Source organism: Mesorhizobium sp. CA12 (assembly GCF_020165255.1).
Classification (GTDB): Bacteria; Pseudomonadota; Alphaproteobacteria; order Rhizobiales; family Rhizobiaceae; genus Mesorhizobium.
The window spans coordinates 463816-479329 of the sequence record NZ_JAIUHT010000002.1; the positions used below are offsets into that span (position 1 = coordinate 463816).

Annotated in this window: 13 protein-coding genes; 10 read left to right on the top strand and 3 right to left on the bottom strand. The window is 65.6% G+C overall.

Going from position 1 to position 15514, the window contains the following annotated elements; translation table 11 throughout:
- Window positions 1-4 precede the first annotated feature (4 nt).
- Both LB520_RS06370 and LB520_RS06375 read left to right on the top strand, forming a co-directional pair.
- Window positions 5-895: a carbohydrate ABC transporter permease gene (locus LB520_RS06370; RefSeq protein WP_224636849.1), complete on the top strand. Its 891-nt coding sequence runs from the start codon at window positions 5-7 to the stop codon at window positions 893-895.
- Window positions 892-1752, top strand: a complete 861-nt coding sequence (locus tag LB520_RS06375; RefSeq protein WP_224636851.1) for a carbohydrate ABC transporter permease — start codon at window positions 892-894, stop codon at window positions 1750-1752. Before LB520_RS06370 ends, LB520_RS06375 begins: the two co-directional genes overlap by 4 nt.
- 14 nt (window positions 1753-1766) lie before the next feature.
- Here LB520_RS06375 and LB520_RS06380 read toward each other — a convergent pair whose 3' ends face one another.
- Complete coding sequence (locus LB520_RS06380) at window positions 1767-2357, bottom strand: hypothetical protein (RefSeq protein ID WP_224636852.1); 591 nt, start codon at window positions 2355-2357, stop codon at window positions 1767-1769.
- 83 nt (window positions 2358-2440) lie between these two features.
- Window positions 2441-3625: a Gfo/Idh/MocA family protein gene (locus tag LB520_RS06385; protein WP_224636853.1), complete on the bottom strand. Its 1185-nt coding sequence runs from the start codon at window positions 3623-3625 to the stop codon at window positions 2441-2443.
- A gap of 190 nt (window positions 3626-3815) precedes the next feature.
- On the opposite strand from LB520_RS06385, the gene LB520_RS06390 reads away from it, so the two are divergent.
- The 8 genes from LB520_RS06390 (at window position 3816) to LB520_RS06425 (ending at window position 12988) form a co-directional block, all read left to right on the top strand.
- Window positions 3816-4715 carry a MurR/RpiR family transcriptional regulator gene (locus tag LB520_RS06390; RefSeq protein ID WP_224636854.1) on the top strand — a complete coding sequence of 300 codons (900 nt, stop codon included), beginning with the start codon at window positions 3816-3818 and terminating at the stop codon, window positions 4713-4715.
- Between the two features lie 196 nt (window positions 4716-4911).
- On the top strand, window positions 4912-5694 hold the full coding sequence (locus tag LB520_RS06395) for an SDR family oxidoreductase (RefSeq protein WP_224636855.1): 783 nt from the start codon (window positions 4912-4914) through the stop codon (window positions 5692-5694).
- Complete coding sequence (locus LB520_RS06400; RefSeq protein ID WP_224636856.1) at window positions 5670-7217, top strand: mannitol dehydrogenase family protein; 1548 nt, start codon at window positions 5670-5672, stop codon at window positions 7215-7217. The genes LB520_RS06395 and LB520_RS06400 overlap by 25 nt, the downstream gene beginning before the upstream one ends.
- A gap of 19 nt (window positions 7218-7236) precedes the next feature.
- The gene (locus LB520_RS06405) at window positions 7237-8148 is read left to right on the top strand and encodes a sugar phosphate isomerase/epimerase family protein (RefSeq protein ID WP_224636857.1); all 912 of its coding nucleotides are present in this window, start codon (window positions 7237-7239) and stop codon (window positions 8146-8148) included.
- Window positions 8149-8200: 52 nt separating this feature from the next.
- Complete coding sequence (locus LB520_RS06410; protein WP_411962454.1) at window positions 8201-9253, top strand: ABC transporter substrate-binding protein; 1053 nt, start codon at window positions 8201-8203, stop codon at window positions 9251-9253.
- Between the two features lie 224 nt (window positions 9254-9477).
- Window positions 9478-11022: a sugar ABC transporter ATP-binding protein gene (locus LB520_RS06415; protein WP_224636879.1), complete on the top strand. Its 1545-nt coding sequence runs from the start codon at window positions 9478-9480 to the stop codon at window positions 11020-11022.
- Complete coding sequence (locus tag LB520_RS06420) at window positions 11019-12005, top strand: ABC transporter permease (protein ID WP_224636858.1); 987 nt, start codon at window positions 11019-11021, stop codon at window positions 12003-12005. The genes LB520_RS06415 and LB520_RS06420 overlap by 4 nt, the downstream gene beginning before the upstream one ends.
- Window positions 12002-12988, top strand: a complete 987-nt coding sequence (locus tag LB520_RS06425; RefSeq protein ID WP_224636859.1) for an ABC transporter permease — start codon at window positions 12002-12004, stop codon at window positions 12986-12988. Before LB520_RS06420 ends, LB520_RS06425 begins: the two co-directional genes overlap by 4 nt.
- A 22-nt stretch (window positions 12989-13010) precedes the next feature.
- On the opposite strand, the gene LB520_RS06430 is transcribed toward LB520_RS06425, so the two are convergent.
- Window positions 13011-15514 (bottom strand): nitrate reductase (locus tag LB520_RS06430; protein ID WP_224636860.1); only part of this gene is annotated, 2504 nt, incomplete at its 5' end.

Below are 15514 nucleotides of genomic sequence, written 5' to 3' on the forward strand. Positions count from 1 at the left end.
GTGAATGGCCAAAGCTTTTCGTGCCTCGGCGGGCATCATGCTTGCGCCCGCCGTGACATTGATCGGCGTGTTCGTGCTGTTGCCGATGCTGCTCACCATCTGGCTGTCCTTCCAGGACTGGTCGACGCAGACGCCCTTTTCCGAGGCCAGCTTCGTCGGCCTCGGCAATTTCCACGAGATCTTCGGCCCCACCTCGGTCGGCCATGACTTCAAGACGGCGCTCCTCAACACCGCGATCTACACCGCGCTGTCGGTCGTCCTCATCCTGCCGCTGTCGGTCGTCTTCGGGCTGCTGGTCTATCAGCGCGAGGTCGCCGGCGGCACGGCGCTGCGCACGGTGCTGTTTTCGACCTACATGGTGCCGATGATCGCCGTGGCGCTGGTCTGGTCGAAGCTCTATTCGCCGAGCGAGGGTCCGCTCAACCAGTTGCTCTGGCTGGTCGGCATTGGCCCGCAACCCTGGCTCTCCTCGCCCCGGTCGGCATTGATCTCGATCGTGCTCCTCAATGTCTGGCAGCAGGTCGGCTATTTCACCGTATTGGCCATCGCCGGGCTGACGCAGATCCCCGGCAGCCTCTATGAGGCGGCGACGCTCGACGGCGCCAACGGACGCGAGCAGTTCCGATTCATAACCCTGCCCTTGCTTCGCCGCACGCTGCTGTTCAGCGCCGTCATCGCCATCATCAATGCGGTGCAGGTGTTCGAGCCGGTGGCGCTGATCACCCAAGGCGGGCCGGTCGGCTCGACCAATGTGCTTACCTACCATATCCGCCGCGTCGGCATCGAACGCGCGCAGGGCGGACTGGGCTCGGCCATGGCGGTGATGCTGATGCTGTCACTGATCGTCTGCGTCTCGGCGCTGTTTGCCTTTGCCAATCGCAAGGACAGCGAATGAGCGCTCCAACCCGATCGCTCACCCGCAAGCGCCCTTCGGGCCGCAAGGCGCTGCTCGCGACCGCAATGCTTCTAGTCGCCGTCGCCTCCGCCTTCCCGCTGGCCTGGATGGTTCTCTCCAGCCTGAAGACGCCGGCCGAGACCATGCAGGTGCCGCCGGTCTGGATCCCGCATACGCCGACCCTGGAGGCCTATGGCAAGGTCGCCGGCGTGATCAATGTCGGACGCTCGATGTGGAATTCCTTGGTCATCGCCACGATCACCACCGCCGGCATCCTGGTCACCAGCACGATGGCCGGCTACGCCTTCGCCAAATATTCTTTCCCCGGCCGCTCGCTGCTCTTCTCGCTGCTGATCGCCACCATGTTCCTGCCGCCGATCGTGACGCTGATCCCGCTCTACCGCATGGTCGGCTCGATCGGGCTGAGCGCCAGCCTTGCCGGCATCATCGTGCCCAACCTCGCCAACGCCTTCGGCATCTTCCTGATGCGCCAGTTCATCGCCGGCGTGCCGGACGAGTTGATCGAGGCCGCCCGCATGGACGGCGCTTCCGAGCTGCTCATCCTGTTCAAGATCGTGGCGCCGAGCGTGGCGCCGGCCATCGCGGCGCTGGCTCTGTTCGCCTTCGTCTATCACTGGAACAGCTATCTGTGGCCGCTGACCGTGCTGCAGGGCAACGCCGACGCCTATCCGATCGTCATCAGCCTCAGCCGGCTGCTCAGCTACAACCGCGGCGCCGTCAACACCGGCCTGGTGATGGCCGGCGCCACGCTCGCCGTGCTGCCGCCGCTCATCCTCTTCGTCTTCCTGCAGCGCTTCTTCGTCGATTCGATCGTCGGCTCGGCAATCAAGGGGTAGCTTGCGAGAGTCGCTCAGCCAGCCTCATCGACATTCGGCAATTCAAGCGCGGAACGCAGTAAGCCGCGATCCCGGCGGTAGAGAGTAGAATATGTGATCGGCTCCAACAAATCGGCGTGAGGCCGGAAATCCGCGATGCGCTTGTTGAAGGGTATGGTCCCGCAGCCTGGAACCAGACAATCCCGATTTCCCTTCGGACAGCGGTTGAAGGAGCAAAGCCGGCCAAGGTAACGGTCAGTGCCGGGCTCGAACAGGAAGACGTCGAGCTGATGGTCAGCGACACTGATGCCAAGCCCGGCCTCGAACGCCTGCCGCAGCGCCGCGGCGCCCTTACGGCGCAACTCGCCAAGCCGGTGTTGCGAGTCGACCCAGACAGCGAGGTCGAGGTCGCTGCATTCATGCCAAACTTCGATACGCGCGCGGCGGAAGTCGCTGAACCTCGGAATCTCCTTCCAGAGTGGTTTTGCCACTGATCCTATGACAGCGATCGCCTCGATCTCGGGGAACGCCATCCAGGACTGCGTGACGACATCGGCCGCTTGGCGGAATTCGCGCTGGCGCCGCAGGAGGTAACGGTTCTGCTCTTCGATCTGCGCGCGCTTCATGGTTAACCGAGGCAGCTTCATCCAACTGCGTTTGCGGCCATCGGAGACTGAGTTCGGCAAAGCCGTCAAGAGTGCGACTGTCCTCACCCAAACCTCGCCGCCGTCCAAGCCCCTCCCGCCGCGTTCGACTCCACCGCGGCGGCAACAAACTTCACGCCGCGCGCGCCGTCGACCACGTCGGGTACCTGCGCCGCGCGCCCGGCGTCTACGGCACCGCCCGAGCGATGCGCGCGGATGATCTCGGCGGCGTCGCGGTAAAAATTGGCGAAGGCCTCGATATAGCCCTCGGGATGCGCCGCCGGCATGCGCGAGACGCGCCGGGCTTCCGCCGTCGAGCCATGGCCCCCGCGCACCAGGGTGCGGGTTTCCTCGCCATAGGGCGAGAAGCGCAGTTCCTCCGGCCGCGATCCAAACCATTCGAGCCCGGCCTTCTCGCCATAGATGCGCACCGAAAGGTCGTTGTAGTGGCCGGGCGAGGTCTGGCTGGCGAGGATCGTGCCGCGCGCCCCGCCCGCCCAGCGCAGCAGCACATGCGCGTTGTCGTCAAGCCGCCGTCCCGGCACGGCGGTGAAGAGGTCGGCCGAAACCGCCTCGGCCTCGAAGCCGGAGACGAAGCTTGCCAGGTTAAAAGCATGTACGCCGATATCGGCGAGCACCGCCGACTGTCCGGCGCGCGCCGGATCGGTGCGCCATTCCGCCTGCTTCTGGCCCTCGGCGTCGATCGGCCTGGTTAGCCAGTCCTGGATATAGGCGCCATGCACCGACACGATGCGGCCGAGCTCGCCCGCCGCCACCATTTCGCGCGCCTGGCGCACCATGGCATAGCCGGTATTGTTGAGCGTGACGACAAAACGGCGCTGCTTCGCTTTTGTCAGCGCAACCAGCGCCTCGGCCTCGGCAAGCGTCGTCGACAGCGGCTTGTCGCAGATGACGTCGATGCCGGCCTCGAGGAACGCGGTGGCGATCGGCGCGTGCAGATGGTTGGGCGTGACGATGACGACCGCCTCGATGCCGTCGGCTCGCGCCGCTTCGGCCTTCGCCATGGCGTGGTAGTCGGCATAGCTGCGCTCCGGCGCGATGCCGATCTCCGCGGCGGAGGCGGCTGCGTTCTCCGGATCGGAGGACAGCGCACCGGCGACCAGCGCGATCTGGTCGTCGAGCCGCATCGCCAGCCGGTGCACGGCGCCGATGAAGGCGTTGCGGCCGCCTCCGACCATGCCGACCCGCAGGCGTTGACGCGAGGTTCCGTCGGCAGTTGCATAGACCATGACTGCGATTCTCCCAAGGTTCGGCATGCCGGCCGGCGCGGATGTTTTCGAAATGATATTTCTATTTTTTGTTTTGTAAAACGATTGTGCCGCGTTAGCTTTTTAACCCTAGGACCAGGCGATCGGGCGCTTCCGGAGGACAGGATCCGATGACGCATCCGACGGTTGGGTCACGATGAGGCGTATTCCTATGAGCGGCCATCGCGGAGCGGCTGACGAACCGTCCACAGATAGTCTGGAGACGGCGGCAAGAAAACGGAGCCGTTCGCTGGCGGCACTTGGCTACACGAAGCCGCAAACGCACGAGGAATTGCGGGCGGTGCTTGCGTCGGGAACCGTGCATTTCCCGAAGCGGCTTCGCCAGGTGGCGATCTTCCTCTGGCAGCATCCGAGCGAAGTGGCGTTGGGCACGATCGCGCAAGTGGCGGACCAGGCCGGCGTGCAGCCTTCGACCCTGGTGCGCTTCGCCCAGATCTTCGGCTATTCGGGCTTTTCCGATTTCCAGCTCCTGTTCAAGGACCGCATGAAGGGCTCCTGGCCGGACACGCAAGGTGGCCAGGACAAGGCCGCGGAGCCGAACGCCAACCTGCATTTTCTCAACGGCATGGTCGGTGCCTGCCAGGCCTCGCTCGGCCGCATCGGCAATGATTTCGATATCGTCGCTTTCGAGACGATGGTCGATCACCTGGCGGCGGCCGAGCTGATCTATGTCATCGGCAGCAAGCGCGCCTTCCCCGTCACCACCTATCTGTCGCTGACGCTGTCGCAGCAGGGCGTGCGCAACGTGCTGGTCGACAATGTCGGCTCGACCGCGCTCGACCAGGTCGGCTGCATCACGCCGCGCGACGCGGTGCTGGCTGTCTCCTTCAGCCCCTACAACTCGATCACGCCCGATCTTGTTGCCGTCGCGCATGAGCGCAAGGCGCGCATTCTCACCATCACCGACAGCACCTTTTCGCCGCTGGCAAAACTCTCCGACACCTGGCTTGAAGTGGTCGAGCAGGACTTCGGCGGCTTTCGCTCGCTTGCCGCCTCGCTCGCGGTTGGCATGGCGTTGGTCCACGGCGTCGTCGCGCAGCGGACAGGCTGACAAGAGCAATTCCAGGAAAAATATGAGCGGTTAAGTTCGGCGTCTTCGCCGTAACCTTCCGTCCGGAATTGCGAAAGACAAGGAGATAGAGCGGTTCACCGGTTCCATGAAAACGGTGAACCGCTCTAGCACGATTGACTAAAGAGAACCGTCGTTCCATATTTGGAAAAATGGAAACTTTGTTCCGGGAGGAGGAATGGAGGTTCGTCTCGACGGCAAGGTGGTGCTGGTCACCGGCGCGACGCAAGGCATCGGCCGGGCGATCGCTGAGATACTTGCGCGCTCCGGCGCCGCCGGATTGCTGATCACCGGGCGGGACCAGAAGCGTGGCAATGCTGTCACCGCCGAACTCTCGGCCATGGGCACTCCCGTCGCCTTCGCTGCTGCCGATCTCGGCGATCCCGAGGCCCCGGCGCTGCTGGCGCAAGCCTGCATCGACCACTTCGGTCGTATCGACGGCCTGGTCAACGCCGCCGGCCTGACCGATCGCGCCTCCTTTATCGACGCCAGCCTCGACGATTGGGCATCGCTGTTTGCCGTCAACGCCCGTGCGCCCTTCTTCCTGATGCAGGCGGCAATCGCCGATATGAAGAAACGCGGACAGGGCGGCTCGATCGTCAACATCCTGTCGATCAACGCGCATTGCGGCTCGCCGGAGCTTGCCGTTTATTCCGCCACCAAGGGCGCGCTGGCGACGCTGACCAAGAACGCCGCCAACGCCCACCGCTTCGACCGCATTCGCGTCAACGGCATCAATGTCGGCTGGACCGACACCCCGGCCGAGCGCGTCATGCAGGCCGAGACGCTCGGCCACGGTCCGGGCTGGCTCGACGCGGCCAATGCGACGCAACCCTTCGGCCGGCTTTTCTCCGTGACCGACATCGCCAATCTTGCCGTCTTCCTGCTTTCCGACGCGGCGGGCCCTATGACCGGCGCGCTGATCGACCAGGAGCAATGGGTGATCGGAGCCAATCGGTGAGCGCCGAGAAGCTCAGCCCTGCCCTGCTCGGCCGATTGCCGTTAGAGGTCCGCAAGCCGGCTTACGACCGCGCTGCGCTGAAGCCAGGCATCGCCCATATCGGCGTCGGCGCCTTCCACCGTTGCCATCAGGCCGAATACACCGACGATCTTCTGGCGAAGGATTTCGACCGCTGGGGACTGGTCGGCATCAACATTCGCCCTCCCCTGCTGGCCGGCACGCTGGGGCGCCAGGACGGTCTCTACACGCGGCTCATCCGCCAGAACGACGAGGTCGAGGCGCGCGTCATCGGCAGCATCGTTCGCGTCGTCGACAGCCAGGACAGCGCGGCGCAGGCGCTGGATGTGCTCGCCTCGGCCGACATCGCGACGGTCACCATGACGGTGACCGAGAAAGGCTATTGCCACATCCCCTCGATCGGCGCGCTCGACCTCGACCATCCCGATATCGTGCACGATCTCGCCAGCCCCGAGACGCCGCGCAGCGTTCCCGGCATTCTGGCAAAGGCGCTGGAACTGCGCATGGCCACGCATAGCCGGCCGGTGACGCTGTTGTCCTGCGACAACATCCCGACCAACGGCATCATCCTCGGCAATGTCGTACGCACATTCGCCGAACGGCGCGGCGGCAAGCTGGCGGACTGGATCGAAGCCAATGTCGCCTTTCCCTCGGCCATGGTCGACCGCATCGCGCCGGCGACGACCGAGGCCGATATCGACGCCGTCGAGCAGCGCTTCGGCTACCGCGACAGCGCCGTGGTCGTCGGCGAGCGCTTCCGCCAATGGGTGATCGAGAACCGCTTCGCCGGCCGCGCCCCCCGCTGGGACATTGTCGGCGCGACCTTCGTCGACGACGTTACGCCATTCGAGCATCTCAAGATGCGTGTGCTGAACGGGGCCCAGACGACGCTCAGCTATCTCGGGGTGTTGGGCGGCTTCGAGCACACGTTCGAGACGATGGCCGACCCGCTTCTGGCCCGTTTCGTCCGGCGCATGCTGACCGAGGAAACATTGCCGACGCTGACGCCCGTGCCCGGCATTCAGCCGGCGGCCTATGTCGAGCAGAGCCTGTCGCGCCTCGCCAACACGGCGATCCGACATCGCAACCACCAGATCGCCACTGACGGCTCGCAGAAGATCGTGCAGCGCCTGCTCAACCCGATCCGCGAGCGGCTGGCGAAGGGCGGGAGCATCGCGCTCCTCTCGGTGCCGGTCGCCGGCTGGATGGCTTATCTGATCAAGGCTTCTTCCCGCTTCGGCCGCGCCTGGCAGGTGTCCGATCCTTTTGCCGACAAGATCGCCGCCATCGCCGACCGCATCGGTGCCGACAGCAAAGCGCTCGTCGATTCGATCCTCGCCATCGACGCTATCTTCGACCCGGCCTTGGCCGCCAACGCCAAATTCCGTGCCCATGTCGTCGCCGGGCTCGATGGTTTGCTTTCGGGCGATCCGATGGGCTTTGTCGGACAGGTCTGCGCTGGGCCAACCGATGCGCGGTTGAAGCAGCCGGCGCGATCTGCATAGTTAGCAACCGGGAGGGATCATGAAGCTTGGACTGCTGACAGCACCATTCCCCGACACGCCGCTCGGCCAAGTCGCCGACTGGGCGTGCTCGGCCGGCTTCGAGGCGCTGGAAATCGCCTGCTGGCCGAAGACTTCCGGCGCCAGCCGCCGCTACGCCGGCACCAGCCATATCGACGTGGACGTCCCGGCCGCTGAGGCCAAGGACATCGCGGCCGAGCTCGCTGGCAAGGGACTGGCCGTCTCGGGTCTCGGTTTCTATCCCAATCCGCTCCATCCCGACCAAGCGCATCGCGAAGCGGTGATCGACCATCTGAAGAAGGTGATCGTGCTTGCCAGCCGCATGGGCGTGCCGCTCGTCAACACCTTCTGCGGCGGCGATGCTTCGAAGACCATCGATGCCAACTGGGAGGATGCGCAGAAAGTCTGGCCGGCGATCATCGCCCATGCCCGCGAGCACGGTGTAAAACTCGCCTTCGAGAACTGCCCGATGATCTTCAGCTATGACGAATGGCCGGGCGGGCACAACATCGCCTACTCGCCTTATGCCTGGCGCCGCATCCTGGAAGCCTGGGGCGGCGATGTCGGCATGAACTTCGATCCTTCGCATCTCGTCTGGCAGATGATCGACAAGGAGCGCTTCATCCGCGAGTTCGGCGCAAACATGCTGCATGTGCATGCCAAGGACCTGATGATTGATCATGATGGTTTGTACGAGCGCGGAATCCTTTCGGCTGGCATAGGCTGGCAGGTGCCGCGCATGCCGGGGCTTGGGGACATCGACTGGAGCAGGATTTTTTCGGGCCTCTATCGGGCCGGCTATGACGGGCCGGTCGTCATCGAGCATGAGGACCGGCGCTTCGAGGGGACGGATGAAAAGGTCAAGCGCGGTTTCCTGCTGGCCCGCGACGTGCTGCGCCCCTTCATCAAATGACGAAAGCTTGGCTCCGACTGAATCAGAGCCTGGAACCGAACTGAAAAGATCAATGTGGAGGAGTACTGAAATGAAAAGACATCTGACCGTGGCCTCGCTCCTTGCCGGCGCCGCGCTGCTTGCCTCGGTGGGCGCCTCGGCCGCCGCCGGCAAGTACACGATCGGCATTTCCAACACCGTGCAGGGCAATGGCTGGCGCGAGGAAATGATCTGCGCGATGAAGGCGCAGGCGCTCGCATCCGGCGAGGTGGCGAAGCTCAACATCGCCCATCGCAACACCGATGCCGCCGGCCAGCTCGAGGACATCCGCAACCTGATCAGCGCCAAGGTCGACGCCATCGTCGTCAACCCGGCCGATCCGGCAGGCATCAAGGCCGGTCTCGAGGAAGCGACAAAGGCCGGCATCGTCGTCGTCGCCGTCGACCAGGCGGTGACCGAGCCGTCCGCCTACATCATCTCCAACAACCAGGAACAATATGCCTATCTCGGCGCCAAGTGGCTGTTCCAGCAGATGGGCGGCAAGGGCGAGGTGCTCTACATGCGCGGCGCCGCCGGCGCTTCGGCCGACTCGGATCGCGACAAAGGCTTCAAGAAGGCGCTCGCCGAATTCCCCGACGTGAAGGTCGCGCAGGAGGTCTTCACCGGCTGGCAGCAGGATCAGGCCAAGCAGCAGATCCTGTCCTTCCTCGCCACCGGCACCCCGATCAACGGCATCTGGACCTCGGGAATCGACAACGTCATCGTCGACGCGCTGGTCGAGCAGCAGGCGCCGATGGTGCCTGTGGTCGGCGCCGACAATGCCGGCTTCGTCGGTCAGTTGAGCTCGGTCAAGGGCCTGGTGGGCGCGGCCGTCACCAATCCCGGCTCGATCGGCGGCGCCGGCGTGACGCTGGCGCTCCAGATCCTCGACGGCAAGAAGCCGGCGCAGCAGACCGTCCTGGTCGAGCCGCAGCTTTGGGAAAACGCCACCGACGAAGGCAAGGCCAAGCTGAAGAGCGTCGTCGACCCCTCGCTCAGTCCCGAATGGCCTGTCTCGATCTCGATCCCGGATTGGACGACCTACACCAAGGATCAGATCATCGCCTGCAAGGGCCCGGGCGAGTAAGGGACGACGCCTTCTGCCTTCTCCCCTCGTGGGAGAAGGTGGATCGGCGCATAGCGCCGAGACGGATGAGGAGTGTTCCAGGGAACGCCAACGTCTCACGCCGCTGGAACACCCCGCGCCTTCGACCACACCTTCTCCCACAAGGGAAAAGGGGAGTCGGTTGCTTCAGCCACCGCCTGCATTAATTTCTGGAACGAGAACCACACCATTTGACAACAAACCCGTTGCCGCAAAGCCCTCTCCTCGACGCCACCGGCGTAGCGAAGAACTATGGTGCGGTTGCCGCGCTGCGCAACGCCTCGCTGTCCGTGTTGCCGGGCGAGGTGCACGCGCTGATGGGCGCCAATGGCGCCGGCAAGTCGACGCTGGTGAAGATCCTGACGGGTGCGATCAAGGCGGACGCCGGGCGCATCCTGATCCGCGGCCAGCAGCTCGATGTCCGCTCGCCCGCCGCCGCCCGCCGCGCCGGCCTGCTGCCGGTCTACCAGGAACCTTCGCTGATCCCCGACCTCGATGTCCTATCCAATCTGCGGCTCACCGGCACGCCGATCGAGCCGTTCCGTGCATGGGTGCGCGAGCTCGGCATTCCCGACCTCGATATCCGCGAGACGGCGCGTCATATCCCCTTGGCCATCCTGCGCGTGCTCGACTTGGCGCGCGCGCTCGCCGTCGAGCCCGACGTGCTTCTTCTCGACGAGATGACCGCCGCACTACCGGCGAACCTCGCTGAGAAAGTACTGGAAGTCGTGCGCCGCCAGGGCGACGCCGGCCGCTCCGTCATCTTCATCTCGCACCGTTTCGTCGAGATCTCCGCGCTCTGCGACCGCGCCACCGTGCTGCGCGACGGCGCAACCGTCGGCGTCGTCGACATCGAGCCGGGCATCGAGGAAAGAATAGTCGAGATGATGCTCGGCACCCGCATCGAGAAGACGCGCGTCGCCGCGCGCGCGGCGAATGAAGGGGCGGTTGCCGGCGACGGTCGTCCGCGATTGTCGGTCCGCAACCTGCAGCTAGGCACCAAGCTCAACGACGTCTCCTTCGATCTCGCCAATGGCGAGGTCGCCGGCGTCTTTGCACTCGAAGGTCAGGGCCAGGACGAGCTCTTCGCCGCGCTTGCCGGCTCGATCCGTCCGACCGGCGGCAGCATCGACGTCGACGGCGCGCCGGTCAAATTCTCGCATCCGAGCGACGCCATCCAGGCCGGCATCGCCTATGTGCCGGGCGACCGCGCCGAGGCCTTGGCCATGCAGCGTTCGGTGCGCGAGAACATCGCGCTGCCCTTCAGCGCAGCGCCGCGCAAATGGGGCCCGATCCGCATGCGCCGCGAGCAGGTGGTGGTGTCCGGCGCCATCGGCAGGTTGCAGATCGACACCCGCGCCCAAGGCGAAGTGCAGCGCCTGTCCGGCGGCAACCAGCAGAAGGTGACCATCGCTCGCTGGATCGCCGCCAACGCCCGCACCATCCTTTGCTTCGACGCGACGCGCGGCATCGATGTCGGCACCAAGCAGGAAATCTACAAGCTGCTGCGCGAGCTCGCCGGCCAGGGTAAGTCGGTGCTGTTCTACACATCCGAGATGGAAGAGGTGCAGCGTGTCTGCGACCGGGTCATCGTCATCTTCGGCGGCCGCGTCGTCGACACTTTCCAGGTCGAAGAAGCCGACGAAGCGGCATTGATGCGGGCCGCCTACGGCCTGCCGCGCGGCGCCAGGGCGGATGTCGGCATCCTTGCCGAGGTCAAACCCGGTTCCAGCGCCGAGGCCGCGTCATGAGCCGCTTCTTGCGCAACCAAGGCTGGGTGGCAGGCCTGTTCGCCCTGCTGATCTTTGTCTTCGTCGTCACCAAGCTGATCCAGCCGGGCTATGGCAGCGGCGACTTCGGTTCGCTGGCGCGGGCGGTTCTGCCTTACGCCTTTGCCGTCGCGGCCCAGACCGTCGTCGTCATCGCCGGCGGCATCGATCTGTCGGTCGCCGCCATGATGGCGCTGACCAGCGTGACCGCTGCCTCGATGATGAACGGCGCCGGCGAGGAATATGCATTGTTCGTCGTGCCCTTCGTGCTGGCCATGGGGTTGGTGCTCGGCGCGCTGAACGGCGTGCTTATCGTCGTCACGCGCGTGCCCGACATCGTCGTCACCTTGGCCATGCTGTTCGTGCTGCAGGGCGCAGCGCTGCTGGTGCTTGGTGCTCCCGGCGGCGCCGCCGCCGAGTGGCTGAAGGCAAGCGTCATCGGCACCGCGCCCATCCCCGGCCTGCCGGACTGGGCCGACGCCTGGGTTCCGAAGGCCCTGGTGCTGCTCGTCGTCTGCCTCTGCATCGTGTGGATTCCGCTCAGGCGCTCGCGGCTTGGCCTCTCCATCTATGCCATCGGCAGCGACGAGCTCGCCGCCTTTCGCAGCGGCGTGCCGGTGGCGCGCACCAGGATCGTCGCCTATGCGCTCTCCGGCCTGTTCGCCGCGATGGGCGGATTGTCTCTCACCATCAGCACCGGCATCGGCGCGCCCATTCCCGGGCCTTATCTGCTCGCCAGCGTCGCCGCCGTCGTGCTGGGCGGCGTCGCGCTCGGCGGCGGCAAGGGCGGCCTGCTCGGGCCGATCATCGCCGTCTTCGTGCTGCGGCTGGTGCGCACCGATCTGACGCTTCTGGCCATCGATCCGAACGTTACCGCCATCATCGAAGGCGCGATCATGGTTGCGGTCGTGATGTTCGGCGCCTTCGTCACCATCCGCGGCCGTCCGGTGGGAGCAACGCCATGACCGACATCGCGACCATGCCCCAGCCGGTCTCCTTCGGGCGCCGCTTGAAGCGCTTCATGGCGGACCGGCCGCTCATCCCGCTGATCATCCTTTTGATCGTCCTCGTGGCGATCCTGCAGGTCCTGCGTCCGGGCATCGTCAACGAGCGCTGGATCGCCAACACGGCGAAATTCGCCATCCCGCTGGCGATCCTCGCCGGCTGCCAGACCATGACCATGCTGACCGGCGGCATCGACCTTTCGGTCGGCACCGTGGCGACGATGAGCGCCTTCATCATGGCGACGCAAATCGTCAACCAGGATCCCGCGGTGGCTTTCCTGCTGGCCATGCTGCCCGCCGTGCTGATCGGCTTCGTCAACGGCATCGGCGTCGGCGCGTTTCGGGTGCATCCGCTGATCATGACGCTCGGCACCAGCCTGATCGGCACCGGCTTCCTGCAGGTCTACCAGCGCACCGTCATCGCGTCCGGCGCGAAAATCCCGGATTTCCTCAACTGGTTGGGCACCGGCCTCACCTACGGCTTTCCCAACGCGCTCTTCCTGTTCGTGCCGGTGGCGGTGCTGATCGTCTTCATGCTGAACCGCACCGGCTTCGGCCGCCTGCTCTATGCCGTCGGCGACAATGAACGCGCCGCGCGCCTGTCAGGCGTCCGCTATTGGCAGGTGATCACGGCGCTCTATGTCCTCTCCAGCCTGCTCGCCGGCATCACCGGCCTGCTCTATATCGGCCTGATCAAGGCGCCCTCGCTGTCGCTCGCCGAGCCGCTGGTGCTGCCTTCGGTAGCGGCGGCCGTCATCGGCGGCACCTCGATCTTCGGCGGTCGCGGCGGCTACACGGGCACCATCGTCGGCGCGCTGATCCTGACCGTGCTGACGACGCTGCTCACCATCCTGCAGATGCCCGAAGGCGGCCGCCGCATCCTGTTCGGTTTCATCGTGCTGTTCGTGACGGCGGCGTATTTGAGGATCATCGAGGATCGATAAAACGGGTCGCGACGGGCACAGCTCACTCAGCCGCTTGCACTCGGCGCGACTCGATGATCGCCCTGATCTCCGAGCGGCATGAGCCGCAATTGGTGCCCGCGCGCAGCGTCGAGCCGATCGCTTCGAGGCTGTCGCATCCCGCGGCGACCGCCGAAGCGAGCTGGTTGGCGCCGACATGGAAGCAGGCGCACACGACGCGCCCGATCGCAGGCATGGGCACCGGCGAGCGACCGGACAGAAGCGCGTGCCTGTCTGTAGCCGAGAGCGGCTGGCGCGTGGCGAGCAACGACACCAGCCAGTCGCGCATGGGCAACTGGTCCGGAGCGGCGACCAGCAGGGCTTCGGCCATGGCGCCGCCTTCCTCGATGGCGGCGGCGCGATAGGCGAGCCCGCGACGGTCGGTGTATTCCAGGAGCTGATCCCGTCGCTGCGCGCCGAGCAGCTTGCGCGCCAGGAGAATGCCCTGGTCCGGCGGCTCGGTTCCGGTGAGCTCGTAAACCCATCCGCCCTCGACAGCATGCCGGCTCCAATGGACGAAACCGGTCGGCCTGAGATCGCGCCGCGTGATGAGCACACCCGCCCAGCCAGCCTCTTCCCGCGCGATCCTGGCGGGGACATGCTTGAGCTCCGGCTGGCCGGAATGCGGATCGGTGACCGGTGAGGACAAGAGGCCGGCTGCTGCCCTGGCCGCGAACTGGCCGCTCCAATGCATGGGCATGAAGGCTTGGCCGCGCCGCTGTGCGTCGGCCACGCGCACCCTGGCGCGGACAAAGCCGAAGCGGGTTGAAAGATGAGCGAGATCGCCATCCTTGAGCTGATGCGCGGCCGCGTCCGCCGGATTAAGATCGACCGCGGGCTCCGGCGCATTCGCCATCAAACGCGGCACGTTTCCGGTGCGCGTCATAGTGTGCCACTGGTCGCGCAGCCGGCCGGTGTTCAAGGCAAGCGGATAGTCCGCGTCGACCGTGAAGGCCGTCGCCTCCTGCCGCACCGGCACGAAACGCGCGCGGCCGTCTTGTGTCGGGAAACGGCCATCGGAGAAAAGTCTCGTCTGCTGCTCGTATCGCTCCGACGCGGGCCAATGGCGCGGCGCGAAGGCGGAATAATCTTCATCGCTGAGATCAGCCACACCGCCAAGGTCGAACAGACGCTTGCCGTCGTTCTCGAAGGCGGAGAGCGCTGCATGCTCGCGGAAGATCGCGGCCGGCGTCCGGTAGGCGAAGGCCTCGCCAAAGCCCATGCGCGCGGCGACCTCGCAGATGATACGCCAGTCGGCTTTCGCCTCGCCGGGCGGCGGCAGGAACGGCCGCTGGCGCGAGAGGCGCCGTTCCGAATTGGTGACGGTGCCGTCCTTCTCACCCCAGGCGGCGGCCGGCAGCAGCACGTCGGCATAGCGCGTGGTGTCGGTGCGGGTCACGTCGGAGACCGCGACGAAATCGCATTTGGACAACGCAGCGCGCACGCGCGAAGCGTCGGGCATCGAGACGGCGGGATTGGTGCCCATGACCCACAAGGCCTTGACGCGGCCGTCCGCGACCGCCTGGAACATGTCCACGGCTTTCAAGCCGCCGCGCCGCGCGACGTTCGGCGCATTCCAGAAGCGGGAAACCCGGTCGATATTGGCCTCGTCTCCGAAATCCATGTGCGCGGCGAGCTGGTTGGCAAGCCCTCCGACCTCGCGCCCGCCCATGGCGTTCGGCTGTCCGGTGACCGAGAACGGCCCCATGCCGGGCCTGCCGATGCGGCCGGTGGCGAGATGGCAGTTGATGATGGCGTTGACCTTGTCGGTCCCGTGCGCCGACTGGTTGACGCCTTGGCTGTAGACGGTCACCGCTCGCTCGGTCTCGACGAAGAGATCATAGAAGGCCTGGACGTCGGCTGCCGCCAGCCCGCAGCCCTTTGCCACGCGCGCGACCGACGGCGCATCGGCACCGGCCAAGGAAGCTGCGGCATCAAAGCCCGCTGTATGGTCGCGGATGAAACCGGCATCGGTCTTTCCGGTATGCGCGAGATGCGCGAGCAGCCCGTTGAACAACAGCACGTCCGTGCCCGGATCGAGCGCCAGATGCAGGTCGCATTCGTCGGCGGTTGCGGTGCGGCGCGGGTCGATGACGACGATCCTGGTTCCGCGTTCCTTTCGCGCCGCGAGCATGCGCTGATAGAGCACCGGATGGCACCATGCGGTGTTGGAGCCGGTGAGCACGATGAGGTCGGCGCACTCGAAATCCTCATAGACACCGGGAACGAGGTCCTCGCCGAAAGCGCGGCGATGACCGGCGACGGACGACGCCATGCAGAGCCGTGAATTGGTGTCGATATTGGCCGAGCCGATGAAGCCCTTCATCAGCTTGTTGGCGACGTAATAGTCCTCGGTGAGCAACTGGCCGGAGACATAGAAGGCGACAGAGTCCGGGCCGTGCTCGGCTACAGCCTGCGAGAATTTCGCGGCCACAAGGTCGAGCGCTTCGTCCCAGCTCGCCGGCCTGCCGCCGATTTCCGGCTGCAGCAAGCGGCCTTCGAGGCCGA